Consider the following 25,736-nt stretch of genomic DNA (forward strand, 5'->3'; position numbering starts at 1 on the left):
AGGTTGGAGTCGCTGTGAGCACCGACCAACGCCTGGCGCGCGGAGCGCGCACCCGAAGAGCGATCACCCGCCATGCCGCCGACGTCGCCTCCGTCGAGGGGCTGACCGGCCTGACCCTCGGCCGCCTCGCCACCGACCTGGGGCTGAGCAAGAGCGGGGTGGCGACGCTGTTCCGCACCAAGGAGCAGCTCCAGCTGGCCACCGTCGAGACCGCGCGGGAGACGTTCCTCGACGCGGTCGTGCGGCCCGCGCTGGAGGCGCCGGAGGGGACGGCCCGCCTGCGGGCGCTCGTGGAGCGGTGGCTGTCCTACGCCGAGCGGCCGGTGTTCCCCGGCGGCTGCTTCTGGGCGGCCAACCTGCCCGAGTTCGACAGCCGCCCCGGCCCGGTCCACGACGCCCTGCGGCGGCAGCGGGAGTCGTGGCTGTCGCTGCTCGCCGACCAGTTCCGCCACGCGGCCGGGGCGGGCGAGACCGCCGAGCCGGACGTCGGGCTGGCGGTCTTCCAGATCGACGCGGCGCTCAACGCCGCCAACACCGCCCTGCGCCTCGGCGAGCCGGACGCCGCGGACAGGGTCCGCCGCGTGGTGGACGGCCTCCTGCGCCGCTGACCCCGCCCCCGCGGGGGTCGCGGGTCAGGCCGTGTGGCGGAGGGCGAACGCCAGGGAGTCGGCGAAGACGCGTTCGACCTCGGCCCCGGGGACGCCCAGCCACATGTGGTCGGCGCCCGGGACCGTGTCCAGGGTCGCGTCGGCCCCCGCCCTCCTCAGGGCCTCCGCCAGGTGCTCGCTCTGGCGGTGGGGGACCAGGCTGTCCTCCGTTCCGTGGACGAGCAGGAACGGCGGGGCCGACGCGGTCACGTGGGTGACGGGGCTCGCCTCGCGGGCCCGGGGGGCGCGCGCCACGGGGGCTCCCAGGAGGCGCGCCTCGGGGGTGGCCGGGTCGTTCGTGTACGACTCGCCGTCGGGGTGGTGCTCCGCCAGGGCCGGGAGATCGCTGTGGCCGTACCAGGCGACGCACGCCCTCGCGGGGGTCGTCAGCGCCGCCAGGGACGCCAGGAGCGCGCCGGCCGACTCGCCCCACAGCACGGTGCGGGCGACGTCCAGGTCCAGGTCGGTCCTCGCCGCCAGCCAGGTCCGGGCCGCCGTGACGTCCTCCAGCTGGGCCGGGTACGGCGCCCCGCCGCTCAGGCGGTAGTCGACGCTCGCCACCGCGAAGCCCGCCCGTGCCATGCGGGCGAACGGGCCCGGCGTCCAGTCGCGCGTCAGGGGGCTCATCACCGAGCGCCTTCCCGCGCGCCAGGCCCCGCCGTGGACGTAGAGGATCACCGGGAGCGGCGCGCCCGCGTCCGCGGGGAGCCACAGGTCCAGCTCCAGGGGACGGAAGCCCGGGACGAACGCGTAGGGCGCTCCCCGGTGGAGGACCACCCCGTCGGCCGGACGCTCGGCCGGGGGCAGGGGCAGGCGCGCGGGGTCCGGGGGGAGCCGCAGGGCCGGGAGGTCGGGATGCATCAGTCCGCCGTCCTCCACTCGAAGCCGGGCAGGAAGCGCACGTCGAACTCCCGCTGCGCCCGGCCGAAGTCCGCGGGGGCCGGGATGTACGGCTCGGCGGGGAGGCCGAGGGCCTCGGTGGGGGTGCCCAGGTTCTCGAAGAAGCGCTCGTAGGTGCCGGACGGGCCCGCCGCCACGCCGACGATGCGGCTGTGGTCGCGTTCCACGCGGTAGGCGTGGGCGCAGTTCTTGGGGACGAAGCCGAAGTCGCCCGAGGTCAGCAGCTTCTCGTGCTGCTCGCCCTCCAGGTCCTCGACGAACAGGCGGACGGCCCCGTCGGTGACGTAGAAGACCTCGTAGGTCTCGGGGTGGACATGGGCCGGGATCAGGTCGCCCTTGGGGCCCTCGACGGTGAAGAAGTTGAAGGTGTTCTCGGTCTGCTCGCCGCCGCAGTAGACGGTGACCAGGTCCGTGAACAGGTGCGCCCGGTCCCCCAGGCCCTTCTCCACGAAGTAGGGCCGGGTGGGGTCCGGGGGCAGGAACGAGCGGGCGCGGTGGGGGGTGGCGTACTCGATCGTCATCGGCGCTCTCCTGGGGGGCGGCGAAATTTTTGTCAGGTTACCTGACAATCGTGGCGCGGATATCCTCGGTGGCCATGTCCGCACGCAACCTGCCGCAGCTGTTCGCCGACGCCCGGCGCTGGTTCGAGGACGCCCTGCTGGCGAGCATGCGGGAGGCGGGCGAGCGGCCGGTGACCGTCGCGCAGGCCTCGGTGTTCGGGGCGCTGGACGCGGAGGGGACCCCGGCGTCGGAGCTGGCGCGGCGGATGGGGGTGACCCGGCAGACCGTGCACCAGGCCGTGCACGGCCTGATCGCGATGGGGCTGCTGGAGCAGGTGCCCGATCCGGCGTCGGCGCGCAGCCGGCTGGTGCGCATGACCGCGGAGGGCGAGCGCGTCCACCGGCGCGCCCGGGCGACGATCGCGATCCTGGAGGGCGCGCTCGCCGAACGGATCGGGACCGCGGCGGTGGACGCGCTGCGTGACGCGCTGACCGTTCCGTGGGGGGAGCCCCCGCTCGTCCCGGCTCCCCCGTCGGACCGCCGGGAACGGTCACGGACGGGACCGGCGCGAGGGCTCAGCGCAGGGCCGTGAACGTGGTGCGCAGGCGGCGCAGGTCGCGGAGGCGCTGTTCGTAGGTCGCGCCGACGACCAGGGTGAACAGGCCCAGCGCCGCCACCGGGACCCAGCCGGGCACCCGGGTCAGGAACTCGGTGACCAGCGGCGCGACGGCGTTGCCCGCCACCAGCAGGACGGTCGCGCCGCCCAGCAGCAGCGGGGCCTGGAGACGCAGCCGCACGCCGGCCAGCGTGACGGCCAGGGCCGCCAGGGCGAGCAGGAGCGGGCGGGGGCCGTGGCCGGGCCAGGCCGCGACGAGGCTCGGGACCAGCGTCGCCGCCAGCGCCGGGCCGTGGCGTTGCCAGGAGGACGAGGGCGCGGCGCGGCGCAGGCCGAGGCCCAGGAGCACGGCCGAGACCGGAGCGGCGTACGCCTCCACGGCGGTGACGCCGATCGTGGGCAGGAACGTCCACCACGCCGCGCCCAGCGCCGCCACGCCGGCCCAGCCGACCCGGCGGCGCCCGGGGCGCGTCGCGACGCCCAGCCCCAGCAGGCCGGTCAGCGCGAACGCCAGGGCGAGCGGGCCGGGCCGGTCGTGGGTCATCGCGAGGGCGACCGGGACGAACAGCCAGGCCACGGCCTCCCCCAGCGTGCTGCGGGCCCACAGCGCGACGGCCGTTCCGGCGGCGGCGGCCGCCAGCAGCGCGAACGCGGCCTGGTGCGGCGTCAGCCAGGGCAGGCTGAGCGCGGCCGTGAGACCGCCCAGGCTGAGGACCGCGAACGCGACCGCCGGATTCCGCAACCGGGGGACGGCGGCGGCGACGACCGCGCCGAGCAGCAGGTGCGCGGCCAGGACCAGCGTCTCGGCCCCGGCGTCCGGGGCGGCGGCGAACGTCCAGAGCGCGACGGGCGGCACCGTCGCGGCGGCCGCGACCGGGACGCGGGGGGAACGGTCGAGCGCCGCCCACAGGCCGAGCGAGGCGGCCAGCGCGAGCCCGGTGGTCCACGACGGCGCGGCCGTCAGCGCGGCCAGCGCGACCAGCGGCGGCGTCGCCGGGCGGTACGGCGTCCAGGCTCCCGCCGCCAGCAGCGACAGGACGACCGGCGTCGCGACGAGGAAACCTCCCGGCGCCCCGTGGACGAAGGGGCCCGCCAGCACGGCGGACACGTCCAGCGACGCCTGGACCGCGGCGACGGCGAAGGCCGGCAGCGTGCCCGCGGCGACGGGGACGGCCACGGGGGACAGCCGCCCCCCGGCGTTCGGAAGGGTGAGCGCGGCGGCGGACACCAGGACCGCGGCGATGGCCGGGGACGCGGCGGACCAGGCGTCGGGGAGCGCGAACGCCAGGGCGGCGGCGCCGGCCAGGCCGGTGACGGCGGCGATCTTCGCGTCCAGGCGCAGCGCCCACCCCAGGGCCGTGGCGGCGGCGCACGCCAGCAGCGCGACGCGCGGTTCGACGGCGAACGCCGCCAGCGTCCCGAGCAGGCCGGTCAGCAGGCCGAGGAGGGTGGCGGCGCCGCGTTCGGGGCCGGACAGCACCTCCCGGACGGCCAGGTTCGCCAGGGACAGCAGCAGGAGCGTCACCGCCGCGCCCGCCCCCGGGACGTCCAGCGCGACCAGCGTGAACAGCGGCGGCGTCTGGCCGGCCAGGACCGCCAGCGGGGCGGGCAGCCGTAGCGGTGCGTACCGGGCGTAGCACGCCCATCCGGCGGTGACGGCGGTCGCCGCCCCGGCCGCGTACCAGGGGCCGTCCACCGCGCCCAGGCCGAGCACGTTCCCGGCGCGCGCGGCGTAGCACTGGAGCACGACCAGCAGCAGGCCGACGACCGCGAGGGTCTCGGCGGTCGCGGTCAGCCCCCGCCGGGTCAGCGGCCGGGCCGCGCCGAGCGCGACCGCCGTGAGCGTCAGCAGGATCAGCGCCCGCGCGCCCATGCCGAGCGACCCCCAGCTGATCGCCGTGAACGCCAGCGCCGCGACGCCCAGCAGCGCCCCGCCGAGCGCGAGCAGCACGTTGCGCGCCCCGAGCCGCGACACCTCGCGCGGCGCGCGGGACGCGTCCGCGGCCGGGACGGCGCGGGGCTCGGACGGGGCGGAGTGCAGGGCGGCGAGCAGCTCCACGCGGTACCGGGCGAGGTGGCGGATCTGCTCGTCCACACGCCACAGCTCCGCCGCCCACGGGCCGGTGAGCGCCAGCTCGCAGCGGGGGCACGACGGCCGGGCGGGCAGCGGCAACGCGGTGCCGCACGACGGGCAGGAAGGGCGCATGGCACCAGGCTCGCCGCGGCGGGCCGCCGTGCCATCCGCTCAGGTACTCAGTTCCGGCTGAGTGCCCGGGTCACGGTTCGGTCGCGGTGTCAACCCGCGGTGATCGCCGGGCGTCCTCTCTGCGCATGTCAACGATCAACGCCCCCGAGGTGATTCCTTGAGCCGGACCCTGTCCGTCGGCCCCCTGTCGATCGGTGTCGCGGGTGCGCTGCTGCTGTCGTCGCTGAGCGCCGCGCCCGCCGTCGCCGCCGGGGGCGACCCCGTCACCCCCGTCATCACCCTCGCGGCCGCGCCCACCTCGGTGGACCCCGAGCACCCGACCGCCGCGATCTCCGGGAAGGTGACCGCCAGGGAGACCGGCGCCGCCCTGCCGGGCGTCCCGGTCGACCTGAGCACCTCCTGGGGCGACGTCACCGACGCCACCACCGGCGACGACGGCTCCTTCACCGCCACGCTCAGCCCGACCGGCGAGCAGGGACCCGTCCCGGTGACGGCGCACGTGGTCGCGGCCGAGGGCCACTCCGCCGGGCAGTCCGAGCCGGTGTACGTCGCGGTGCGGCGCGGCACGCCCGAGGTGACGCTGAAGGCCGACCGGTCCAAGGTCGACGAGGGCCAGCCGGTCACGTTCACCGGAACGGTCGCCCACAAGGGCACGCCGCTGGCGAACCTGCCGCTCACGCTCGACTCCAGCCGCTTCTCCTGCGGGAACGGCTACATCCACCCCGTCCGGTTGAAGACCGACGCCAACGGCGAGTACCGGCACACCGCCAAGGCGCTGTGCGGTACGGACTACACCGTCGTCACGGCGGGCCGGGGCTTCTACGAGAGCGGGCGCAGCGCGGCCCTCCCGCTCGCGGTGCGGCAGCGGTCGGTCCTCTCGCTCAGCGCCTCGCTGAGCGCCTACGGCGAGTTCAACGCCAGCGGCGGCATCACCGTCCCCACCACCTCGCAGAGCATGAACGGCAAGAAGGTGGTGCTGGAGCACTCCTACGACGGGAAGACCGGCTGGAAGGCCGCCAAGACGCTGACCGTCAAGGACGACCACTACTTCTCCACGAAGTTCCGGGTGAACAACTCGGGGCACTGGCGGGTCCGGTTCGCCGGTGACGCCTCCGTGATGCCCGCGACCAGCCCGGTCCGCAAGACCTGGCGCTGGAACACCCGCATGTCGAAGATCAGCGTCTCGCCGAAGTCGGTCCGCAAGAACCGGTACACGACCGTGCGCGGCACCCTGACGCGGTACTGGCCGAAACTCGGCCGGCACAGCGCCTACGGCGGCAAGAAGATCCGGGTCATCTTCCGGTTCAAGGGCAAGAAGACCTGGTACCACGCCGGGTGGGCGACCACCGACGGCAAGGGCCGCTACACCCGCAAGCTGCGCGCCTACGGCGACGGCTACTTCGCGGCGGTCTTCGCGGGCACCTCGGACACCTGGGCCTCCGAGACGCCGAACGACGGCTACGTCAACACCTACTCCCTGCGGGGCCCCGGCGACGCGTCGCCCCTCACCGTCTTCTCGGTGCAGCCTCCCCCGAACCTGCCGTAACGGCGTCCCTCCCGAACGGGCCGTCCCCTCCGCGCCGGGGGGCGGCCCGTTCCGCGTTCGCGCGGCCCGCCGTGCCAGGGACTACTGCACCGGGAAGTCGAAGTACCGGTTGGGGAACGGCTCGTTCTTCAGCGTGAAGTGCCACCACTCCTTGGAGTAGTTGGCGAAGCCCTGGCGTTCGAGGGTGGTCTTCAGCAGCTTCCGGTTCGCCTTGGCCTGTCCCGTGACGCGGGGGTCGGCGGTGTTGGCGAGGGAGTCGAAGCAGTCGTAGCCGGTGCCCATGTCGACCGAGTTGTCGGGGAAGCGCCGGGCCTGCGGGCCGGTGCAGGGCTGGAGGGGCTCGCCCGGAACGTAGGGGCGCTGGGCGCGCGCCGGCAGCTTCACCAGGGTGAGGTCCACGGTGCTGCCCCGGCTGTGGCCCGACTTCTTCGCGATGTACCCGCCGGAGAACAGGCGGGTCTTGCTCATCCACGGGTAGAACTCGCGCTTCATGCGCTGGTCGTCCACGTCCTCGGCCCAGCGGACGAAGTGGTTGACGGCGCGCTGCGGGCGGTAGCAGTCGTACACCTTGAGGGTGTAGCCCTTGGCCACGAGCGCGCGCTGCGCCTTGGCCAGGGCGGTCGCGGCCTTCTTGGTGAGGAGGCACTTGGGCGCGCGGTAACCGTCGATCGGGCGGCCGACGAAGTTGTGCGCGGTCTGGTAGCGGATGTCGTGCAGGACGCTGGGGGCGACCCGGCGCAGGTCGACGAAGCCGTCCGGGAGGGCGGGGGCGGCGGTGAGTCCGGAGGCCAGCAGGGGGACGGCGGCCAGGGAGTTCAGGAGCATCGGGTTCCCTTCCACACAAGATGATCTTCCGCGCGTACCCCGCCGAGGGTAGGGACGGCGGGGGGCCCGCGCCACCGTTTCCGGCGGGTGGCGGGAAACGCCGGTCGTCCCGATGTCATGACGCGGCCCCCGGAGGCCCCGCGGGGCGTCACGTTCCGTTAGGAATGGAGTCGGAGAGTGGCCGCCGGGCGGCTGCCTCGACCCGTCTTCCGTGGAGCAGAGGAGAACCGTGCGCATGACCGGTACGCGACGCAAGCTGATGATGACCGCGCTGTCGGGCGCGGGGATCGCCGTGGGTTCGGTGGCCGCCGGCGGTGGGGCCGCGGCGGCCGACGGCCACAGCGTCGTGGTGGAGGTGCGGGACACCTTCGTCACGACGAAGGTGAAGGACGCGACGTCCTACACCTACGACCCCGCGCTCGTGCCCGCCGGGGCGCGGGTGAAGGTGCGGTCGGCCAGCGTGCGCGGGCAGCGCAACGTCACCACGCTGTGGCTGGGCGGCCTGAAGCCGCGGACCCACTTCATGGCGCATGTCCACGTCGGCCGGTGCGGGGTGGACCCGCTGGCGAGCGGCGGGCACTACCAGCACCGGGTCGGTGGCCCCGTCGACGCCGAGAACGAGGTCTGGTTCTCCGTCCGGACCGACGCGAGGGGCAACGCGCGGGCCTCCGCCGCGCACAATTGGACGTACGAGCCGGGCCGGTTCCCCGAATCGGTGGTCGTCCACGAGCACGGCCCCCAGGCTCGGAGGATCGCCTGCGCGAGCGTGCCGTTCGCTTCCTGACCCCCTGGAGGAGAGCCGATGAGGGACCCCGCCGACCCGCGTGCCCGTCTCGCCCGCTGGGCCCGCGAGCGGGCGGTGGCGCTCGGCTACCTGGGCGCGCTCGGCGTCGCCGAGGCCGGCTACCGGCTGCTGGGCGAACGCGAGCGCGCGGCGGTCGCCGCCTGGGCCAGCACGAACCTGGACAACCTCGTCACCCACGCGCCCGCCGCGCTGCCGCTGTCGGCGGTGGTCCCCCTCGAACACCCGCTGCTGTGGCTGGGGCTGGCGGCGGTCGCGCTGCCGCCGGTCACCGCCCGGCTCGGCAACGCCCGCACGGCGCTGCTGTTCGGCCTCACGCACACGGTGGGGACGGCGGTCAGCCAGGGCATCGTGTGGTGGCGGGTGACGTCGGGGGACCTGCCGGACTCGGCCCGCCAGATGCTCGACACGGGCGCGTCCTACGTCGTCGCGCCCGCGCTGCTGACGGCGGTGGCGTTCGCGCCGTGGCGGTGGCGGATCCCGGCGGGCGCGGGGCTGGCGGTGCTGCTGCCGTTCCTGTTCGACGGGCTGGCCGAACTGGAGGTGTCGGCGGTCGGGCACACGGTGTCGCTGGCGTTGGCCGTCCCGCTCTACCTGGCGCTGCGGCGTCCCCCGGGCGCTCCGGCGGCCGGGCCGGGGGACGGCGCGCCGCTGGCCTCCGGGCTGCGCGGGGCGGTCTAGGCGTCGGCCCTGCGGAGCAGGCGGGGGCGGACCCGGCCCAGCCCCTGGAGGATGCGCGGGCGCAGCGGGGAGACGTCGTAGTCGCGGGCGTCGGCCAGCTCCGCCGCCAGGGCCTTGTCGACCAGGACCGAGCCGGGGCGGGCCACGGCGGTCAGCCGGGCCGCCAGGTTCACCGGGGTGCCGAACACGTCGCCGTGCCGCATGATGATCTCGCCGTGGGCCAGGCCGACGCGGACGCGCGGGAAGTCGGGGTCCTCCTCGCAGCGCTCGGCGATCCGCAGCCCGATCTCGGCGGCGGCCGCCGCGTCGCCGCTGACGAACAGCACCTCGTCGCCGAGGGTCTTGACGATCCGGCCGCCCAGCTCGGCCACGACCTCGGTGGCGGTCGCCTCGAAGCGTTCCACGAACACCGCCAGCTCGTCGCCGTCCATCCGGCGGCTCATCCGCGTGAACGACACCACGTCGGCGAACCCGACCGACTGGTGGGCGACCCCGGCGGCCAGGTCGGCGGTCTCGGAGATCGTTCCGGCGGCGGCGCGGAGCCCGGCGGCGGCGAGCTGGCGCCGCCAGCCGTGGACCAGCAGCCGTTCGAACGCCGGTTGCAGGTCGCTGGTCGCCTTCAGCGCGGCGCGCACCGTCTCGGGGGTGGCGGGCCCGTCGAACGCGTTGCGCTCGCTCAGGCTGCGCAGCCACACGTCGCCGAGCCAGCTCGCCAGGCGGCCCATCGTCTGACCGACGCCGCGGGCGAGCTGGAGCACCATCTCCTCGTCCACGACCTCCTCGGTCAGCAGCTCCCTGATCTCCAGCAGGGCGGCCAGGTCACCGTCGGTGAACGCGCGCTCGTCGTCGGGCGGGGCGGGAAGCCCCAGCGCCTGCCAGATCCGGCGCGCGTACTCGGGGTCCATCCCGGCGCGTTCCTCGATCTCGTCACGCGTGTAACGGAGCGGAGAGCCGAGCAGCGTCTCCTCGATATCCTGGGACAACCGGGGATCCGCCATGGGCACCTCGTCTGCGACATCGATCGATGGCGCAATCGTGCCGAGTAAGATCGCTGGCGGTCAAGAAGGACGAAACCGGCGGGCGGGGCATGGCCGAGTACCGAATCGACGACCTGGCCCGCGCGGCCGGGACCACCGTGCGCAACATCCGCGCCTACCAGGACCGCGGACTGCTGCCGCCGCCCCAGCTGAAGGGCCGTGTCGGGATCTACGACGACTCGCACCTGGCGCGGCTGCGGCTGATCGGCCAGCTGCTCAAGCGCGGGTACACCTTCGCCGTCATCAAGGACCTGGTCGGCGCGTGGGAGACCGGCAAGGACGTCAGCGAGGTGCTCGGCCTGGAGAAGGTCCTCACCGACCCGTGGTCCGACGAGATCCCCGGCACCGCCTCGGTGGAGGAGCTGGTCGCGACGTTCGGCGCGGGCCTGGCCGAGGACGAGGTCGCGCGGATGCTGGACCGGACCGTCGCGCTCGGGCTGATCGAGCCGGAGGGCGACCACTACCGGGTGCCCAGCCCCCGGCTGCTGCACGTCGGCGCCGAGCTGGTCGCGGCCGGGATCCCGCTGGACGCGGTGCTGGACATCGCCGAGCAGATCCGCGCCGACTGCGAGGTGATCGCGGGACGGTTCGTGAACCTGGTCCACGAGCACGTGTTCCAGCGGCTGGAGACCGACATCCCGCCGTCCGGCGAGGACATCGGGGAGATCGCGGCGGTGGTGCGGCGGATGCGGCCGCTGGTGCGGATGGTGGTGGACCCGTTCATCGCGCGGGCGATGGAGACGCGGGTGCAGGCGGCGCTGGGCGCGCAGCTGGAGACCATCCGCGACCATCTGGCCCGCGAACGGGCCTGATCACACCAGGGTCACGCCCCACTCGACGGCGACCGTGCGCTCCTCCCCGGTCTCGTCGATGAACGTCAGCTCGGCCTCGCCGGGCAGCCCCAGGAACCCGTTCCGCAGGTTGATCGTCAGCGCGCCGCTCGCGCCGGTGCCGAGGTCGCCCTCCTCCTGCGACACGGTGACCTTGTCGCTGGAGGACACGACCCGCCAGTCCACCGGGCCGTTCTTGGCGGTGATGGTGACCTGCGCGGTCTTCTTGTTGCCCAGGTCGACCTCGGCCGGGGCCACCACCAGCGTGCCCGGCTTGGGCGGGGCCGGCGGCCTGGGCCTGCCGGGGACGACGGGGGTGGGGGACGGGTCCGTTCCGGGGGTGCCGCCGTCCCCGGGGGCCGCGGGGGTGCGGCGGCCGTGGGGGCGGACGGCGGGCGGGGCGTGGCCGGGGACGCGGCCGACGGGGCTGCGCAGGGCGTCGGACGCGGGCGTCCGGCTGATGACGGGGGTCGGTTTCGGCCCGGAGTTCCAGTGGACGGTGCCCGCCGGAACGGTGATCATCAGGGCGGCGACCAGCGCGGCGACCAGCGCGCCGGCCATGCCGCCGCCGGTGAACAGCCAGCGGCGCGTGAACGGCGACGCCACGTCCGGCTGCACCGGCATGCCCTCGGGCGTCAGCGTCCCGCCGCGCGCGGCGATGTCGACGCGGTACCCGGCGAGCTCGGGGTCGGTGGCGGTGTGCAGGACGCGGTGCCGCAGCGCGGCGGGCAGCACCGGGGCGGGTGCGGCGGCCGGCAGCGCGGCGGCCGGGACCTCCGCGCGGTCCCGGCAGCGGGGGCAGGCGGCGCGGTGGCGTTTCAGGGCGGCGGGCTCGGCCGGCGGCGGGCCGCCGGTGACCAGGCCGGCGGCGCCCGCCGGGCCGGGCCGGGGCGCGGGCGGGACGGTGGCGAGGGTGTCCTCGGTCTCGGGGGCGGGCAGGGCGGCGCAGCGCTCGGCGGCGCGGTCGAGCTCCCCGGCGAACGCCTCGTCCAGCGCGGCGCGGGCCGCGGCGCGGCGGGCGGCGGCGCGGCGCGTGGCGACGCCCCACACGTGGGCGAGCTCGCCGGCGGCCAGCCCGTGCCGCAGCGCCAGCAGCAGCGCCTCCTGGTCATCGGCGTCCAGGCGGCGGAACGCCGCGTCGGACAGCTCGCGCAGCTCGCCCGGCGGCACCTCGGCGACCGGCGAGAACTCGGCGTCGGTCTCCCAGAACGGCGCGTCCGCGCGGCCGTGCTGGAGCACGCGGCGGCGGGCCGCGCCGTACAGCCAGGCGCGCAGGTCGCGGTGGTCGCGCATCCGGGGGGCGCGGCGGGCGGCGTCGATGAACACGTCGTGCACGATGCCGGCGGCGGGCCTCGTCTCCCCCGTCACCGACAGCACGTAGTCGTACAGGCGCCCCGCGTAGGCGTCGTACAGCGCGCCCAGCGCGTCCCCGTCGGCCTCGGTCAGGCCGACGGCCAGCGCGCGGTCGGTCTCCGCGGGATAGGGGCTCCACCTGGGCATCTGCGCTCCCCGAGCCGATCCGGGAGGGACCCGGCGGCTCGTCCGGACAATTCGGTTCACCCTGCATACACCCCTGCGCCCCGTCTGCACCACAGGGTCATCCGAAAACGCCATGAACACTGACCTCGCGGTGAGATCCCGTTAACGCCAGTACAGGAGCTTGGCCGAGCCGGTGAACGTGCCCGGGGTCGCGCCGTACTGGACGAGCTGCACGCGCAGCCGCCGCCCCTCGCCGATCGCGTCGGCGGGCACCGAGTACAGCACCGCCGTGCCGCCGTCCGCGCCGACCGTGAAGTCCATCGGCGGGCCCGCGTCGAACCGGGCGGTGTTCTGGGCGTCGACCTCGACCGTCCGGATCTGGCCGCGCGTCCCGGCGGGCAGCCCGTCCAGGGTCAGGCCGACGGTGAGGCCGTAGCGGGCGGGTCCGTTGAGGATGCTCGGCCCGCCCTCGTCGATGTGCTGGCCGGTGCCGTCGGCGTACTCGCGGTCCCAGAACACCGTGATCCACTCGTGTGGCGGCAGCGCCTGCGGCTTGGCCGTCCCCACCGAGACGTAGTCGGGCAACGGGGATCCCTTCTCAGTCGATCCGGAGCACATCGCGCCCGTCGGGCCTCCCGGCTCCGAACTCCTCCAAAACAACCACACCCTCCGCACGAACACAAAAGGCCCGCCTCACCGGGCCGCGGGGGCTCCCGCAACGGCCCGGAGGCCGGGAAACGAAGACCACCCGCGGATTCCATGTCAGGGGGCAACGAACGGCCTAGGCTGAGCCGACGGAGGGATCCATGACCACCCCAGAATTCCGGGCGCGCCTGGAGCAGCACATCACCGACCTCGGTGACGCCCTCGGCGCCGCGCTCACCGACGCCGCCGAGGCGACCGGCTTCGCCCTCACCGCGCACGCCGCCCTGGACTCCTGCCTCGACCACGACGACGACGCCGCCCGCCAGGCCCTCGACGGGCTGAGCGCCGAGCAGCTGCGCGCCGTCGAGGACGCCGCGGTCGCCCTGTCCCTGCACGCCTCCCGACTCCGCCACACCGCACCCCGCCCCGACACGGAAGACCCCGAATCGGAGGGCCCCGACCCCGCGTGACCAGGCGGGCCGCGCGAGGGACGCGGCGGGTCGGGCAGGGGCCATCCCCGCATACGCGGGGAGCACGGCGTGCTGGGACCAGGTGGTGCCCCACACCAGGGGTCATCCCCGCGTGCGCGGGGAGCACCCTCGTTGACCTGCGCCGCTATCCGCAGCGAGCCGCGTTCGTGGGCACTTTCATGTCGGATCAGGCGACCTCGGCGCGGGCCTGTTCCTGCAGCAGCTCATCCGTCATCGCCACGATCTTCGGCACGAACTTGCCCTTCCCGCAGATCACCCCCGTCGCCTTCTCACCGGGCGCGAGGGTGGTGGAGGCCATCTCCCCCTCATAGGCCGCGAGCGCTTCGCTGCTCTCGTGCTTCTGGCCCTTGGTGTCGGTGATCGAGAAGTACAGCGGGTTGACCGCCAGGTTCTTCTTGCGCTGGTTGGTCACGGTGACCTTCACGCAGGACAAGGCTCCAGCCTCGCCCAAGACCGACTTCTTGGCCGTCGTCTTCTTCGCGGCGAGCTTCACCGTCACAGGCTTTCCGGCCTTGCCGTTGCTGTTGCCGGCGTTCTTGTCGGCGGGCTGGACGGCGACGGGCTCGGTGCCGGTCTCGCATCCCGTCGCGAGGATCAGGGCGGCGACGAGAGTGGCGGGGGCCACTAGGCGTGTGATCACAGGGGCTCCTGATGGTCGGGGCGGGGGGATGAGTGTGACGCGCGGCACTACAGGCATGTTCACGGGCCGTTCGGCAGTTTGTGACCATTTGAAAACTTGACGGTCGTCGGTCGTTCAGACGAACGGCCCGCTCCTCCGTATGGAGGGGCGGGCCGCCCTTTTGGTGCCGACCGTGGTGCGGATGTTGGGGACAGCGCATCAGGGGCTGGCACACGTCGGAACGTGGCCCCGGGGACGCATCACCACTCCGAGGCCGTGGAACGAAAGGGGCGACGGCCAGCCTTCTCCGGGATCCCGCACCGCCGCCCCGGCTCTACGCCAAGACCACGCTCGGCGTCTGGTCCGGGGTGCGCGACAGCCAGCGCCGCACCGCCCGCACCGCGTCGACCGGACGCGTCACCGGCGCCGGCGCCTCACCCCAGCTCGTGTGGAACCAGCTCCTGCCGCCCACGCTGTCGCGGCAGGTGATGACCGTGCCGGGATGCGACCCGCAGCAGCCCACCACCTTCGGGTTGGAGACGCGCAGCCCGTCGCGCGTCAGCTCGGCCACCAGGCCGCGCGTCGTCAGCTCCCCGGCCAGGGCTTCCAGATCCGTCGTGCTCATCGTGATCCCCTTCGTGGCTGTGGCTGCACGGCCGGTACCGGCGAGGCGCTGCCGGCACCGACCGCGCGGGGCAGGGCGGGCGCGCCGCCCCGTGTGTCGATGCCGTGCCACTGCTCGACCTCGCGCATCGCGGCTTCCAGCCCGTCCGGATGTGCGTGCTCCAGGACCGGCGCGGTCAGGCCGCGGGCGGGCAGCGCCCAGTAGCGCCGGGTCTTCGGGCCCCACCAGACGATCCACGCCGGGTGCGCCTGGTCGAGCTGGAGCGCGACGGCGCGGCACTGGTCATCAGTGAGGCGCCGCCCCAACCACTGCCCGGCCGCGGTCCTGGTCACGGCTTGTCCCACGCGTCGCGGCGGGGACCGTGCCGGTCGGCGATCCGCTGTTCCAGCGTCTCGACCTCGACGATCAGCTCGCGCAGGATGTCGAGGTTCTCGGCCCGGACGGATTCCACGATGCCGCGCGGCCGGTCTCGCTGACCGTCTCCCCCTCGCCGGGCGACCCAGGGAATCCACCGGCCATCCCGAGCGATCCTCCAGTCGGGATGGTCGGCACACAGCCGCTCCCGCTCCGCCCTGCCGCGTTCGTCGTCGTGGACTACCGTGCTCATAAGTCGGACCTCGATTCCGGCCGAGGCCCCGGACCCCCTGGTGCGCGAACACCAGACCGGGGCCGCCTTCGTCTCGCGTGCAGGAACGCCGGCCGATCGGCTGCTCCTTGTTCCTCGCCGACCCGCCCGATCTCGTAGTCCCACGCCGTCACGTAGCCGCCCCGCTCACGCCGGACTTCTTGGTGGAGCGTCTGCGAGATCGGATTGTCGATGACCAACGAGTCATGCCGTGGCGTTGCCGACATCCCTCGCTTCTCAAGGAGGGTGGCAAGCTGGTGGAGTCCCTGCTCGCTCATGGCATCGAGTACAGCGATGATCGGAAGCGACCGGGAGATGACATCTGGTGACATCGAGAGAGAGCGCGATGCCGACGACCGTGACGATCACCGGCACCCGATCTACCGGGCACCGCCCCCTCACCGACTACCGCGAGATCTTCGAGGAGTTCGTCCGGCCATTCGCCAGATCATCAGACGTGCGGTTCTACCTCGGCGGTGCGGCAGGCATCGACTCGCTCGCGCTGCTGTGGCTGGCCGGGGAGACCGATGTCGCACTGACTGTCGCGGTCCCGGCCAAGCTCGGCGACCAGCCCGCCGACGCCCGCCGCGCCATCGCCACCGCCCGCGAGACCGGCCGCGTCGAGCTGGTCGAGCTCGGCGGGGAGACCCGCACGTCGGGTTACCACTCTCGCAACCGGTGGATGGTCGATCGGTCGAAGTTCGTCATCGGGTTCCCGCGCGCAGGCACCACGACCAGCGGTACGTACTACACCCTCGACTATGGCGCCCAGCAGGGAAAGCCGCGGCTTGTAGTGCCGATTTAGCGTGACCAGTGGTGTACTGCGGGTATGGATCGGTCGCCGTCCACCTGCGCGCACACGCTCCGACGCCTACGGACGGCCCGCGGCTGGTCCTGGTCTGATCTCGTCCACCAACTCCAGGATGCCGCGCGGGCCTTGCACATCGCCCGTATCGCCGCCGCCCAGCCTGGCAGCATCCGCCGCACCGTCGCCCGCTGGGAGGCAGGTACCAGTGGCCCCGACGAGCAGTACCAGCTACTGCTGGCCTACGCCTACGCTCGCACCCCGACCGGCGCCGTGGCGCTCGGCCCGGGTTCCGATCTGGCCGAGCTGCTCGACGGCCTTGCCGCGGCCGGGGTCGAGGCCGCGCGGCTGGACGAACTGACCGCCACCGTCGCGGCATCGATCACCCGCCACGGCATGAGCCTGTTTGCGTTTCTCGGCGGCGCCCTCCAGAACGACCTGTCCGCAGCGCTCGCCGACCCTGACCGCGTGGATCTGTCCGTTCTCGACGGCCTGGCCCTCGCCGCCGAGGCCGTGAACGCCCAGATCGGATCGGTGCCGTTCGTCCGGCTCCATCTCGCGCAGGCCGCGATCGTGGACTCCTGCCGTCACCTCCTCCACGGAGAACAACCCGACGTCGTCCGCACGCGCCTTCGGGAGGTCGCCAGCCGCGTCTACGCCCTGGCCGCCCGGATCGCGTTCGAGACCCACGACGACGACGCCGCGCTGACCCTCTACGGTGACGCGGTCGCCACGGCCACCGCCGCGGCATCGCACCGGGTGCGCCTGAGACCTCGGCCGAGCAGCTTCACGAGTGCGTCGATCTGGTCGCCGCGACCCGCGCCCGCGTGCCTGCGCAACGTCTCCGCCAGGCGCGCCTGGAGCTGCGCCCGTGGCGGGAGGAGGCTTTCGTGGCGGACTTGGACGACCACATCCACAGCGCGCTGATCGGGATCTAGCGCAACGTCCGCAGCACCCAAGGTGCCGCCTGGGGTGCGCAGGTCAGTCGACCCGGACGACGTCGAGCTCACCGTTCGCGTAGCGGCCGCGGACGGCGCGCTTGTTGAACTTCCCGACGCTGGTCTTCGGTACTTCCTCGATGAGGGCCCAGCGTTCGGGGAGCTGCCACTTCGGGACCCGGGCGGCGAGGTAGCCCTTGAGCTCGGCGGGGGTCGCGGTCGCCCCCTCGCGGAGGACGACGGAGGCCAGGGGGCGTTCCTGCCAGCGGTCGTCGGGGACGCCGACCACGACGGCCTCGATCACGTCGGGGTGGCCCATGAGGTGGTTCTCCAGCTCGACCGAGGAGATCCACTCGCCGCCGGACTTGATGACGTCCTTGGCGCGGTCGGTCAGCACCAGGTAGCCGTCGGCGGTGAGGGTGCCGACGTCGCCGGTGCGCAGCCAGCCGTCGTGGAAGCGGGCGGGGTCCTCGTCGCGGTGGTAGGCGCCGGTGATCCACGGGCCGCGGATCTCGACCTCGCCGACGGCCTCGCCGTCGCGGGGCAGCACGCGGTCGTCGTCGCCGACGATCCGGACCTCCAGCCCGGCGATGATCCGGCCCTGGGTGACGCGGTACCGCCAGGCGTCCTCGCCGGTCGCGTCGGCGGGCGGGTGCGCGACGGTGGCGAGCGGGGAGGTCTCGGTCATCCCCCACGCCTGGATGATCGGGACGCCGAGCTCGTCGAAGGCGCGCATCAGCGACTCGGGGACGGCCGAGCCGCCGCACTTGACCAGCCGCAGGCTCGACAGGTCGCCGCCGTGTTCGCCGTGGTGGCGCAGCAGGTCGGCCCAGATGGTGGGGACGGCCCCGGCGACGGTGGGGCGTTCGGCCGCGATGAGCCGGGCCAGCGGCTCGGCCTGGAGGAAGCGGTCGGGCATGACCAGCGAGGCGCCGGCCATGAGCGCGGCGTAGGGCAGGCCCCAGGCGTTGGCGTGGAACATCGGCACGACCGGCAGCACGCGGTCGCGGGCGTCCAGGCCGGCGGAGTTGCCGGTGCAGACGACCATCGAGTGCAGGTAGGCCGAGCGGTGCGAGTAGACGACGCCCTTGGGGTTGCCGGTGGTGCCGCTGGTGTAGCACATGGCGGCGGCCTGGCGTTCGTCGATGTCGGGCCAGTCGAAGGCGGGCGGCGCGGCGGCGAGCAGCGTCTCGTAGTCGTGGAGCCGCTTGCCCGCGCCCGCCAGGGGCGCGGTGTCGCCCTCGCCGACGACGATCACGTGCCGCACGGTCTTCATGCGGGGCAGGACCGGGGCCAGCAGCGGGATCAGGGAGGCGTCGGCGATGACGACGTCGTCCTCGGCGTGGTCGGCGATGTAGGCGATCTGGTCGGCGGCCAGGCGGAGGTTGAGGGTGTGCAGCACCGCGCCCATGGAGGGGACGGCGAGGTAGGCCTCCAGGTGCTCGGCGTTGTTCCACATGAACGTCGCCACGCGCTGGTCGGCGTCCACCCCCAGGCCGCGCAGGGCGCCCGCCAGGCGCGCGACGCGTTCGCCGACCTCGGCGTAGCTCCGGCGGCGCGGCTCACCGCCGGTCCAGGTGACGACCTCGGCCGACCGCCCGAAGATCTCCGTCCCGTACCGCATGATCGACGTGATGGTGAGGGGGAAGTCCTGCATCGTGCTCCACACGGCGCACCTCCGGCTCGGCGGACCTTGAACCGGATTCTGTCCGTTACGCGGGTTTTTGTCAGCACCCCGGGCCGGCGGGCGGCCGCGCGCTTTCGCGATCATCAATGGCTCGCCGGGGAGAACGTGAGCAATCCACGCGTTTATGTCCCGCCGCTTCGGCCCCTTCCGGCAATGGTCCGTCCCGGCGCGTCCCGGCGGTGGGGGGAAGAGGGCCGATCAGCGTTCGGGGAGTTGTGGAGGGATCTTGAAATCGGTGCCCAGGCCCGTGTCCTCGCGCAGTTTCGCCATCGCCCGGGACACCGTGCTCTTCACCGTTCCGACGCTGATGCCGAGGGCCTCGGCGATCTCCGCCTCGGGCATGTCCTCGTAATAGCGCAGGATCACCGCGAGGCGCTGGCGCTCGGGCAGGCGGCGCAGGGCGCGGTGGAGGGCGTCGTGCAGCTCGCTGCGGCGGGTGTGGTCGTCGACGGGGCTGTCGGGCAGCTCGTCGGTCGGGTAGATCTCCAGCTTGCGGCGGCGCCACCAGGAGATCTGGGTGTTGACCATGGCGCGGCGCACGTAGCCGTCCATGGCGGCGCGGTCCTGGATGCGGTCCCAGGCCAGGTAGGTCTTGGCGAGAGCGGCCTGGAGCAGGTCCTCGGCGTCGGCGCGGTCACCGGTCAGCTGGAGCGCGGTGCGCATCAGGACGCGTTCGCGGGCCGTGACATACTCACGGAACTCCTCATGCCGCGTGTTGTTCAAGAGACCACCGAGCCAGGGGTTCCGGGGCCCCCGCGGAGCCATGCCGTTGCGACCGACGTGGGAGGCCGTCACGGCCCTCTCCACGTTTGACGATCGCACGGAGATCGTAATTTCGGGTCAACATAAAAGGCATTTTAGCGTCAACCGGGAGAGAAGAAATATACCGAGTGGCACAAACCTCTACCTCGTTCTGACTTATCGCGACAAATCCGTCGACAGACGTGTGACCGCGCGTGACTCTTGACTCACTGTCCTCACACCAGTGACCCACGGGTGAAGAGCCGAGTCGAAGGGCCGCCGATGCCGCCAGTCCGTGACCGGGAAGCGCGCCGCCGTCGCCGGCGGGCGGTGCTGGAGGCGCCCGCGCCCGGCGGTGTCCCGGAGGGGGCGCGTCCGCCGCTGCGGGTGCTGGCCGGAACGGTTCTGGACGCCAGCCCGCATCTGCTGGTGCTGCGCACGGCCGCCGGGGAGACCCGGGTGCCGATGACCGAGGCCACCCGGATCTGGCGCGGCGGGAGCGGGGGCCTCGCCGCGCTGCGTCCGGGGCGCCGGGCGGTCGTGCGGGCCGGGGGCGACGGGCCGGCGGCCGACCGGGTGTGGGTCGACATCGGCCGGGTGACCGGCACCGTCCTGACGCGCGGGAGGGACACCGTGGAGGTGGACATGGGCCCGCATCGGGGACGCGCCCATGTGGTGATCCCCCCGCGCGTCCTCGGCCGGGTGCTGGTGCGCCATCCCCGGCTGGAGCCGGGCTACCTGATCGACGTGGTGTGCGTGACGTCGCCGGACGGGCCGGTGGCGGTGACGCCGGGCACGTCGCAGCCGGGCTACCGGGCCGACCGCCCCGCCGCCGCCGACCCGTACCAGGCGCCGCCCGACCCGGTCCGGGGCACGGCCACCTGGTTCGGCGGCGTGGGGGCGTCGCGGGACGTGTTCGGGCTGGCGTACCCGGCGGTGGACGGCGAGGGGCACGCGGGCGGCTGCGTCGACGCGCCGGCGGGGTGCGCGGTGCTGCCCTGGCTGTCGCTGGGCAGCGAGGTCGTCGTCCACAACGAGTGCGGGGAGCGGGCCGCCGTGGTGCCGGTGGTCGAGTGCGGATGCGTCGCGGCGCGGTACTGCGACCGGTGCGTGGAGTGCGGGACCTCGCCCCGGGGGCGGATCGTCGAGCTGACGGCCGTCGCGTTCGCGGGGCTGGGCGGGGACCTGGCGGCGGGGTGTTTCAACGTGGCCGTCCATCACGGAGTGCGCAACGAGGAGGGGTCGCCATGGTGACCGCGTTCCAGAACGCGCAGGTGCTGCTGCTGGCGGCGGTGCTGCTGGCGGCGTGCCTGGCCAAGCTGGCGGTGCGCGAGCCGGCCGCGGCGGGCGGCACCACGCACGTGCACGGCGTTCCCCTGCGGGTGACGGCGCTGCGGCGGCGCCGGAGCGCGGCGGTCGGGGTGGCCGCCGCCGAGGGGGTGCTGGGGCTGGCGCTGCTGGTGACCTCGCACCTGTCGGTGCGGGTGGCGACGGCGGTGGCGTTCGCGGTGGCGACCTGGGCGGTGAGCGAGATGCGCACGCACCGGCCGGACGCGGGCTGCGGCTGCTTCGGGGGGCTCAGCGACAAGCGGGTCGGGCGGCGCAGCGTGGCGCGGGCGATGCTGTTCACCGGCGCGGCGATCGCGGCGCTCAGCGCGCCGCTGGCGGGGATGGACGTGCTGCGGGCGGGGACGGCGCAGGTCGGGCTGGTGGTGACGGTCGAGCTGGCGCTGTTCGCGGCGCTGTCGCCGGAGCTGGGGACGCTGGTGCGGCGGCTGCTCGGGCGGCAGGGCGGGCGGCCCCGGGTGCCGTGCGCGCGGCGGCGCGGCACCCTCGGCGAGACGTACGCGACGCTGCACGACAGCGACGTGTGGGCCGCCTACGAGAACCTCGTGATGAGCGCGGTCCCGCTGGACGTGTGGCGGGAGGGCTGCTGGCGGTTCCTGGTGTACCCGGCGCGCTTCGGGGAGCGCGAGGTGGAGATCGTCTTCGCGGTGTCCACGGCGGAGCGCGACCGGATGGTGCGCTCGGCGGTGCTGGAACGGGAGGGCACGGCGGGCGCGGGGCTCTCCAGGGGATTCCAGGCATGATCATAGAGGCCGGCGGAGAGGGGCCTCCCCGCCTCGTTCGCCCGTTACGGTACGTGATGTGCCGAACGAATATCTCGCTCATGTCCTGGACCTGTTGGAAGAGCATTCCCTTCGCCGCGAGCATGTGGACTGGACGGCGCTGCGCGCCGAGGCGTTCGCGCGGACCGAGGGCGCGTCGTCGCCCGCCGAGGTGTACGGGGAGATCCAGCGCGCGGTGCGGGCGCTCGGCGATCCGCACACCTTCTTCCTGACGCCGGAGGCGGTGCGGGAGGCGTTCGGCGAGGGCGGCGAGGGCGGGGAGGACGGCGGCGCGGCGTCGGGGACGATGCCGACCGGGAAGATCGTCGAGGGGCGGTTCGCGCTCGTGGCGCTGCCGGAGTCGTCCGGGGACGAGGCCGAGGACGAGCGCTACGTCGGCGCCGGCGTGGCGCTGCTGCGCGAGCTGGACGCGGCCCGGTCCGCCGGGTGGATCGTCGACCTGCGCGGCAACACCGGGGGCGGCATGTACGCGCCGCTCACCGTGCTCGCGCCGCTGCTCGGCGAGGGGCGGATCGGGGCGTTCGTCAACGCCGGCGGCGAGGAGGAGGGCGTCTGGTCGCAGCGCGACGGCCGGATCTTCGTGGACGACGAGACGCTGCCCCTGCCCGCCAACCCGCTGGCGCTCGCCGCCCCGGACGCGCCCGTCGCGGTGCTGACCGACGGGGACACGATGAGCGCGGCGGAGGCCGTGGTGATCGCGTTGCGGGGGCGGCCGGGGACGCGGACGTTCGGCGCGCCGACCGGCGGGGTGCCCACCGGGAACGTCGCGATCGACCTGGCGGACGGCGCGATGCTCGTGCTGACCGTGGCGGGGGAGGCGGACCGGACCGGGCACGCCTACCCGGCCGCGCCGATCGAGCCGGACGAGCCCGCCGAGGACGCCCTCGCGGCGGCGGTGGTCTGGCTGTCGAGCCTTCGATGATCTTTTATACGGCTGTCTAGGGCGTGCGCTAGAGAGGGCTAGATTCTCGTAGCGCACGCCGGAGACGCGGGCGGCCCGCACCGATGCGGCCTTATACGGGTCTCTAGCGCACGGGCTAGAGACCGTTAGAGAGTCCTCACACCGGCTGGGCCCGCAGGAACCGGCCGAAGTGGGGGACGGTGAACGCCACCACGCCGCGCTCGGCGCTGTAGATGAGCCCCTTCTTGATCAGGCCGTCGCGGGCGGGTGACAGGCTGGAGGGCTTGCGGCCCAGTTCCTCGGCGACGGCGGAGGTGGGGACGGGGTCGTCGCCGAGCGCGGCCATCGCGCGCATGTAGTCGCGTTCGGCGGGGGTGGCGCGCTCGTAGCGGCTGCCGAAGAAGCCGACCGCCAGCTCGTTCTCGGCCTCGGGGGCGGCGACCCGGATGTCGTCGGCGGTGATCGGCGAGTCGGGGGCGACGTCCCACACGACCTTCGCGTACGCCTGCACGAAGTAGGGGTAGCCGTCGGCCGCGCCGTAGAGCGCGTCCAGGGCCTCGGGGGTGAACGTCACGCCCTCGCGCTCGGCGGGCGCCAGCAGGGCGATGTCGGCGGACTCGCGGTCCAGGCGGTCGATGCGGGCGTAGCGGAACAGGCGTTCGGAGTAGGACTTGCTCGCCGACAGCACGGCGGGCAGGTGCGGCAGGCCCGCGCCCACCACGATCAGCGGCCCGCCGCTCTGCGACAGCTCGTGGCAGGCCGCGCACAGCGCCGACACGTCGTCGGCGGGGATGTCCTGCATCTCGTCCACGAACAGCGCGATGCCCGCGCCGACGTCGGTGGCGACCTCGGCGGCGTCCACGAACAGCTCGGTCAGGTCGATCTCCAGGTCCCCGGAGTCGGCGCGGCCGCGCGTGGCGGGCACGTCGATGCCCGGCTGCCAGCGGTGCGCGCGGGCCCGCCCCTTGGCCTCGTCCTCGGGGCCGGACTGGGCGAACGACTTCAGCACGCCGAGGAACCGTTCGATCCGGTCGGGCGCGCGGTGCCGGGGGGCCAGCTCGCGGACCGCCATGTGCAGCGCCGAGGCGATCGGGCGGCGGATCGACTGCTCCGGCCGGGCCTCGATCTTGCCGGTGCCCCACAGCCTCTGGATCGCCATCGAGCGGAACGAGTTCAGCAGCACGGTCTTGCCGACGCCGCGCAGCCCGGTGATGATCATGCTGCGTTCGGGGCGGCCGCGGGCGACGCGTTCCAGCACGACCTCGAACTGCCGCAGCTCGCGGTCGCGGCCGGCGAGTTCCGGGGGGCGCTGCCCGGCGCCCGGGGCGTAGGGGTTGCGCACGGGGTCCACGGTCTCGGACTCTATGAGGCGGTATAGCTGCGGTCGTAGATTTCCGTAGAAAGCACTGTGGCGTGTCGCGGCCACGCGCCTGTCCCCGCAGCGCGAGGCCGTTCCCTCCAGCGTGGCCACCATGTCGCCTCCCCAGGCGAACGTGCCGGGACCGGCCCGAACAAGCCAGTCGAACTGCTGTTCGACTGTTCGAACACAGTAGCGCATGGGGTCCCGGCCGTCACCCCAAACCCCGGCAACTCCTCGGACACGAAAAGGCCACGGACCGCGCTCCCCCCAGTGCGCGGCCCGTGGCGGTCCGGAACGGAACAACCGCAGGTCAGGAGGTTTCGAGGGCGTAGCGTCCGGCCTTCAGCGCCGCGGCGACCTCGACGGCCCGGGTGGTCTGGAACCCGATCGCGACCAGCTCGACCTCGCCCGGCCCGACCTCGCCGTTGTTCGAGACGTGACTGGTGCCGTACGGGTTGCCCATCTGGAACTGGACCGGGTCGGCGTAACCGGGCGGCACGATGATCGCGCCCCAGTGATAGAAGGTGTTGTTGATCGCCAGGATGGTGGACTCCTGGCCACCGTGCGCGGTGGCGGTGGAGGTGAACGAGCTGACGACCTTGTCCACCAGCTTACCCCTCGCCCACAGGCCACCGGCGGTGTCGATGAACTGCTTGAGCTGGGCGGCGGGCAGGCCGAAGCGGGTCGGCGCGCCGAACAGGATCACATCGGCCCACTCCAGGTCGTCCAGGGACGCCTCGACGACGTGCTGCGTGGCCGCGGCGTTCTCGGCCCAGCCCTGGTTGGAGGCGATGGCCTCCTCCGGGGCCAGCTCCCGGACCCTGCGCAGCCGCACCTCGGCGCCCGCCTTCTCGGCGGCGGTGGCGGCGGCCTTGGCGAGGGCGAAGACCGTTCCGGTGGCGGAGTAGTAGACGACGGCGACGCGGACCGGACGCTCGACGGACATGACGTTTCCCCTCGTGGTGGTGGTGCGCGGTGTGGTGGAGGCCCCCGGGCGCGGGCGTGAGGCGGCCGCGCCCGAGGGGGTCTGGATCAGTTGACGGCGGTGTCGGCGCTGGTCCGGTGCGGCACCTGCTGCGCCGGGACCGTTCCCATCCGGCCCGCCTGGAAGTCCTCGAAGGCCTGGATGATCTCCTCGCGGGTGTTCATCACGAACGGGCCGTAGCGGGCGACCGGCTCCCGGATCGGCAGCCCGCCGAGGACCAGCACCTCCCAGCCGTTCTTGCCGGCCACCGGCTGCGCGTCCGCGGCGCGCAGCAGGATGCCGTCCTGCTCGCCCTGGAAGTGCGAGCCGCCCAGCATCGCGAACTGCCCCTCCCCCAGGCCGATCTCCTCGCGGCCGACGACGCCGTCGCCGGACAGCACGTAGACCATCGCGTTGAACTCGCGCGGCCACGGCAGCGCCAGCCGCGCGCCGGGCGCGACGGTGGCGTGCACGTAGTTGATCGGCGTGTGGGTCATGCCGGGGCCCTGGTGCTCGCCCAGCGCACCGGCGATGATCCGGACGACCGACGAGCCGTCCTCGGCGGTGACGAGCGCGACGTCGCGCGGGCCGATGTCCTGGTAGCGGGGCTCCAGCCACTTCTTGGAGCGCGGCAGGTTCACCCACAGCTGGACGCCGTGGAACAGGCCGCCCTTGGCGACCAGCTCGGGCGTGGGCTGCTCGATGTGCTGGATGCCGGAGGCGGCCGTCATCCACTGGGTGCCGCCGTCGGTGATCACTCCGCCGCCGCCGGTGGTGTCCTGGTGCTGGAACGCCCCGTCGATCATGTAGGTGACGGTCTCGAAGCCGCGGTGCGGGTGCCAGGGCGTTCCCATGGCCTCGCCGGGCGCGTACTCGACCGCGCCCATGTGGTCCAGCAGCAGGAACGGGTCGGCCAGCGCCAGGCTCGCGGTCGGGAACGGGCGGCGGACCTGGAAGCCCTCGCCCTCCACGTGCCGCTCGGCGGTGACCACCTTGGCGACGCGCCGCCAGCCGGTGGTCGACTCGGGCAGCCGCGGCAGCCGCGGCAGGGTCAGCGGGTTCGCGGTGACGGCGGGCATCGGTGCCTCCTGGGTCTTCGGGGACCGGCCCCCGATCGGGCCGGTCGCCCCGCACAA

The 25,736-nt window shown here is 73.8% G+C and carries 28 protein-coding genes; 12 read left to right on the plus strand and 16 right to left on the minus strand.

Annotated features, from left to right (window positions below; genetic code table 11):
• The first annotated feature begins 14 nt into the window (after positions 1–14).
• Positions 15–608, plus strand: a complete 594-nt coding sequence (locus HNR61_RS09340) for a TetR/AcrR family transcriptional regulator (protein WP_182842718.1) — start codon at positions 15–17, stop codon at positions 606–608.
• Positions 609–632: 24 nt separating this feature from the next.
• On the opposite strand, the gene HNR61_RS09345 is transcribed toward HNR61_RS09340, so the two are convergent.
• Entirely contained in the window at positions 633–1,508 is an 876-nt protein-coding gene (locus HNR61_RS09345; RefSeq protein ID WP_182842719.1) for an alpha/beta hydrolase, read from the minus strand.
• On the minus strand, positions 1,508–2,068 hold the full coding sequence (locus tag HNR61_RS09350; RefSeq protein WP_182842720.1) for a quercetin 2,3-dioxygenase: 561 nt from the start codon (positions 2,066–2,068) through the stop codon (positions 1,508–1,510). Before HNR61_RS09350 ends, HNR61_RS09345 begins: the two co-directional genes overlap by 1 nt.
• Positions 2,069–2,142: 74 nt before the next feature.
• Here HNR61_RS09350 and HNR61_RS09355 point away from each other — a divergent pair, with 74 nt between their 5' ends.
• On the plus strand, positions 2,143–2,640 hold the full coding sequence (locus HNR61_RS09355) for a MarR family winged helix-turn-helix transcriptional regulator (protein WP_220509147.1): 498 nt from the start codon (positions 2,143–2,145) through the stop codon (positions 2,638–2,640).
• Here HNR61_RS09355 and HNR61_RS09360 read toward each other — a convergent pair.
• Positions 2,624–4,870, minus strand: a complete 2,247-nt coding sequence (locus HNR61_RS09360; RefSeq protein WP_182842722.1) for an SCO7613 C-terminal domain-containing membrane protein — start codon at positions 4,868–4,870, stop codon at positions 2,624–2,626. The two genes, HNR61_RS09355 and HNR61_RS09360, sit on opposite strands and share 17 nt — an antisense overlap.
• Positions 4,871–5,027: 157 nt before the next feature.
• Between HNR61_RS09360 and HNR61_RS09365 the strand changes: the two genes are divergently transcribed.
• Positions 5,028–6,416 carry a peptidase associated/transthyretin-like domain-containing protein gene (locus HNR61_RS09365; protein WP_182842723.1) on the plus strand — a complete coding sequence of 463 codons (1,389 nt, stop codon included), beginning with the start codon at positions 5,028–5,030 and terminating at the stop codon, positions 6,414–6,416.
• A gap of 81 nt (positions 6,417–6,497) precedes the next feature.
• On the opposite strand, the gene HNR61_RS09370 is transcribed toward HNR61_RS09365, so the two are convergent.
• Positions 6,498–7,241 (minus strand): M15 family metallopeptidase, encoded by a 744-nt coding sequence (locus HNR61_RS09370; protein WP_182842724.1) that lies wholly within the window; start codon positions 7,239–7,241, stop codon positions 6,498–6,500.
• A gap of 235 nt (positions 7,242–7,476) precedes the next feature.
• Between HNR61_RS09370 and HNR61_RS09375 the strand changes: the two genes are divergently transcribed.
• Together HNR61_RS09375 and HNR61_RS09380 are read left to right on the plus strand one after the other, a co-directional pair.
• Complete coding sequence (locus HNR61_RS09375) at positions 7,477–8,025, plus strand: superoxide dismutase family protein (protein WP_182842725.1); 549 nt, start codon at positions 7,477–7,479, stop codon at positions 8,023–8,025.
• A gap of 18 nt (positions 8,026–8,043) precedes the next feature.
• Positions 8,044–8,724 (plus strand): rhomboid-like protein, encoded by a 681-nt coding sequence (locus HNR61_RS09380; protein WP_182842726.1) that lies wholly within the window; start codon positions 8,044–8,046, stop codon positions 8,722–8,724.
• Here HNR61_RS09380 and HNR61_RS09385 read toward each other — a convergent pair.
• Positions 8,721–9,707 (minus strand): adenylate/guanylate cyclase domain-containing protein, encoded by a 987-nt coding sequence (locus HNR61_RS09385; RefSeq protein WP_246442386.1) that lies wholly within the window; start codon positions 9,705–9,707, stop codon positions 8,721–8,723. The two genes, HNR61_RS09380 and HNR61_RS09385, sit on opposite strands and share 4 nt — an antisense overlap.
• A 104-nt stretch (positions 9,708–9,811) precedes the next feature.
• On the opposite strand from HNR61_RS09385, the gene HNR61_RS09390 reads away from it, so the two are divergent.
• Entirely contained in the window at positions 9,812–10,573 is a 762-nt protein-coding gene (locus HNR61_RS09390; RefSeq protein WP_182842728.1) for a MerR family transcriptional regulator, read from the plus strand.
• On the opposite strand, the gene HNR61_RS09395 is transcribed toward HNR61_RS09390, so the two are convergent.
• Positions 10,574–12,091: an RNA polymerase sigma factor gene (locus tag HNR61_RS09395; RefSeq protein ID WP_182842729.1), complete on the minus strand. Its 1,518-nt coding sequence runs from the start codon at positions 12,089–12,091 to the stop codon at positions 10,574–10,576.
• 141 nt (positions 12,092–12,232) lie between these two features.
• Positions 12,233–12,655: a hypothetical protein gene (locus tag HNR61_RS09400; protein ID WP_182842730.1), complete on the minus strand. Its 423-nt coding sequence runs from the start codon at positions 12,653–12,655 to the stop codon at positions 12,233–12,235.
• 221 nt (positions 12,656–12,876) lie between these two features.
• On the opposite strand from HNR61_RS09400, the gene HNR61_RS09405 reads away from it, so the two are divergent.
• Positions 12,877–13,185: a hypothetical protein gene (locus tag HNR61_RS09405; RefSeq protein ID WP_182842731.1), complete on the plus strand. Its 309-nt coding sequence runs from the start codon at positions 12,877–12,879 to the stop codon at positions 13,183–13,185.
• 187 nt (positions 13,186–13,372) lie between these two features.
• Here HNR61_RS09405 and HNR61_RS09410 read toward each other — a convergent pair whose 3' ends face one another.
• The 4 genes from HNR61_RS09410 to HNR61_RS49100 form a co-directional block, all read right to left on the minus strand.
• Positions 13,373–13,846: a DUF4352 domain-containing protein gene (locus HNR61_RS09410; RefSeq protein ID WP_169814123.1), complete on the minus strand. Its 474-nt coding sequence runs from the start codon at positions 13,844–13,846 to the stop codon at positions 13,373–13,375.
• Between the two features lie 313 nt (positions 13,847–14,159).
• Positions 14,160–14,450 carry a hypothetical protein gene (locus tag HNR61_RS09415; protein ID WP_182842732.1) on the minus strand — a complete coding sequence of 97 codons (291 nt, stop codon included), beginning with the start codon at positions 14,448–14,450 and terminating at the stop codon, positions 14,160–14,162.
• Entirely contained in the window at positions 14,447–14,782 is a 336-nt protein-coding gene (locus tag HNR61_RS09420; protein ID WP_182842733.1) for a hypothetical protein, read from the minus strand. The genes HNR61_RS09415 and HNR61_RS09420 overlap by 4 nt, the downstream gene beginning before the upstream one ends.
• Complete coding sequence (locus HNR61_RS49100; RefSeq protein ID WP_281400369.1) at positions 14,779–14,901, minus strand: hypothetical protein; 123 nt, start codon at positions 14,899–14,901, stop codon at positions 14,779–14,781. The genes HNR61_RS09420 and HNR61_RS49100 overlap by 4 nt, the downstream gene beginning before the upstream one ends.
• Positions 14,902–15,421: 520 nt before the next feature.
• On the opposite strand from HNR61_RS49100, the gene HNR61_RS09425 reads away from it, so the two are divergent.
• Positions 15,422–15,880, plus strand: a complete 459-nt coding sequence (locus tag HNR61_RS09425) for a hypothetical protein (RefSeq protein ID WP_182842734.1) — start codon at positions 15,422–15,424, stop codon at positions 15,878–15,880.
• 132 nt (positions 15,881–16,012) lie between these two features.
• Entirely contained in the window at positions 16,013–16,807 is a 795-nt protein-coding gene (locus HNR61_RS09430; RefSeq protein WP_220509148.1) for a hypothetical protein, read from the plus strand.
• A 54-nt stretch (positions 16,808–16,861) separates the two neighbouring features.
• Here HNR61_RS09430 and HNR61_RS09435 read toward each other — a convergent pair whose 3' ends face one another.
• On the minus strand, positions 16,862–18,475 hold the full coding sequence (locus tag HNR61_RS09435; protein ID WP_246442388.1) for a long-chain fatty acid--CoA ligase: 1,614 nt from the start codon (positions 18,473–18,475) through the stop codon (positions 16,862–16,864).
• 228 nt (positions 18,476–18,703) lie between these two features.
• Positions 18,704–19,270: a SigE family RNA polymerase sigma factor gene (locus HNR61_RS09440; protein ID WP_182843194.1), complete on the minus strand. Its 567-nt coding sequence runs from the start codon at positions 19,268–19,270 to the stop codon at positions 18,704–18,706.
• 258 nt (positions 19,271–19,528) lie between these two features.
• Between HNR61_RS09440 and HNR61_RS09445 the strand changes: the two genes are divergently transcribed.
• The 3 genes from HNR61_RS09445 to HNR61_RS09455 all read left to right on the plus strand — a co-directional run bounded on the left by HNR61_RS09445 (position 19,529) and on the right by HNR61_RS09455 (position 22,297).
• Complete coding sequence (locus tag HNR61_RS09445) at positions 19,529–20,500, plus strand: hypothetical protein (protein ID WP_182842736.1); 972 nt, start codon at positions 19,529–19,531, stop codon at positions 20,498–20,500.
• Positions 20,494–21,336, plus strand: coding sequence for a MauE/DoxX family redox-associated membrane protein (locus HNR61_RS09450; protein WP_182842737.1), 843 nt, complete (start codon positions 20,494–20,496; stop codon positions 21,334–21,336). Before HNR61_RS09445 ends, HNR61_RS09450 begins: the two co-directional genes overlap by 7 nt.
• A 94-nt stretch (positions 21,337–21,430) precedes the next feature.
• Positions 21,431–22,297 (plus strand): S41 family peptidase, encoded by an 867-nt coding sequence (locus HNR61_RS09455; protein WP_182842738.1) that lies wholly within the window; start codon positions 21,431–21,433, stop codon positions 22,295–22,297.
• A gap of 136 nt (positions 22,298–22,433) precedes the next feature.
• Here the strand turns inward: HNR61_RS09455 and HNR61_RS09460 are convergent, their stop codons facing one another.
• The 3 genes from HNR61_RS09460 to HNR61_RS09470 form a co-directional block, all read right to left on the minus strand.
• Complete coding sequence (locus HNR61_RS09460; protein WP_425544488.1) at positions 22,434–23,618, minus strand: DUF8462 domain-containing protein; 1,185 nt, start codon at positions 23,616–23,618, stop codon at positions 22,434–22,436.
• Between the two features lie 328 nt (positions 23,619–23,946).
• The gene (wrbA, locus tag HNR61_RS09465) at positions 23,947–24,582 is read right to left on the minus strand and encodes an NAD(P)H:quinone oxidoreductase (RefSeq protein WP_182842740.1); all 636 of its coding nucleotides are present in this window, start codon (positions 24,580–24,582) and stop codon (positions 23,947–23,949) included.
• An 86-nt stretch (positions 24,583–24,668) separates the two neighbouring features.
• Complete coding sequence (locus HNR61_RS09470) at positions 24,669–25,679, minus strand: pirin family protein (protein WP_182842741.1); 1,011 nt, start codon at positions 25,677–25,679, stop codon at positions 24,669–24,671.
• Positions 25,680–25,736: the final 57 nt, after the last annotated feature.

Source organism: Actinomadura kijaniata (assembly GCF_014138665.1).
In the GTDB taxonomy this organism is placed as follows: Bacteria; Actinomycetota; Actinomycetes; order Streptosporangiales; family Streptosporangiaceae; genus Spirillospora; species Spirillospora kijaniata.

Bases quoted from the DNA above. Each gene is read 5' to 3' on its own strand.
- HNR61_RS09470 (WP_182842741.1), bottom strand. From the start codon at position 25,679: ATGCCCGCCGTCACCGCGAACCCGCTGACCCTGCCGCGGCTGCCGCGG.
- HNR61_RS09360 (WP_182842722.1), bottom strand. From the start codon at position 4,870: ATGCGCCCTTCCTGCCCGTCGTGCGGCACCGCGTTGCCGCTGCCCGCC.
- HNR61_RS09370 (WP_182842724.1), bottom strand. From the start codon at position 7,241: ATGCTCCTGAACTCCCTGGCCGCCGTCCCCCTGCTGGCCTCCGGACTC.
- HNR61_RS09395 (WP_182842729.1), bottom strand. From the start codon at position 12,091: ATGCCCAGGTGGAGCCCCTATCCCGCGGAGACCGACCGCGCGCTGGCC.
- HNR61_RS09445 (WP_182842736.1), top strand. From the start codon at position 19,529: ATGCCGCCAGTCCGTGACCGGGAAGCGCGCCGCCGTCGCCGGCGGGCG.
- HNR61_RS09380 (WP_182842726.1), top strand. From the start codon at position 8,044: ATGAGGGACCCCGCCGACCCGCGTGCCCGTCTCGCCCGCTGGGCCCGC.
- HNR61_RS09435 (WP_246442388.1), bottom strand. From the start codon at position 18,475: ATGCAGGACTTCCCCCTCACCATCACGTCGATCATGCGGTACGGGACG.
- wrbA (WP_182842740.1), bottom strand. From the start codon at position 24,582: ATGTCCGTCGAGCGTCCGGTCCGCGTCGCCGTCGTCTACTACTCCGCC.
- HNR61_RS09375 (WP_182842725.1), top strand. From the start codon at position 7,477: ATGACCGGTACGCGACGCAAGCTGATGATGACCGCGCTGTCGGGCGCG.
- HNR61_RS09415 (WP_182842732.1), bottom strand. From the start codon at position 14,450: ATGAGCACGACGGATCTGGAAGCCCTGGCCGGGGAGCTGACGACGCGC.
- HNR61_RS09345 (WP_182842719.1), bottom strand. From the start codon at position 1,508: ATGCATCCCGACCTCCCGGCCCTGCGGCTCCCCCCGGACCCCGCGCGC.
- HNR61_RS09355 (WP_220509147.1), top strand. From the start codon at position 2,143: ATGTCCGCACGCAACCTGCCGCAGCTGTTCGCCGACGCCCGGCGCTGG.
- HNR61_RS09450 (WP_182842737.1), top strand. From the start codon at position 20,494: ATGGTGACCGCGTTCCAGAACGCGCAGGTGCTGCTGCTGGCGGCGGTG.
- HNR61_RS09405 (WP_182842731.1), top strand. From the start codon at position 12,877: ATGACCACCCCAGAATTCCGGGCGCGCCTGGAGCAGCACATCACCGAC.
- HNR61_RS09425 (WP_182842734.1), top strand. From the start codon at position 15,422: ATGCCGACGACCGTGACGATCACCGGCACCCGATCTACCGGGCACCGC.
- HNR61_RS09390 (WP_182842728.1), top strand. From the start codon at position 9,812: ATGGCCGAGTACCGAATCGACGACCTGGCCCGCGCGGCCGGGACCACC.
- HNR61_RS09440 (WP_182843194.1), bottom strand. From the start codon at position 19,270: ATGGCTCCGCGGGGGCCCCGGAACCCCTGGCTCGGTGGTCTCTTGAAC.
- HNR61_RS09350 (WP_182842720.1), bottom strand. From the start codon at position 2,068: ATGACGATCGAGTACGCCACCCCCCACCGCGCCCGCTCGTTCCTGCCC.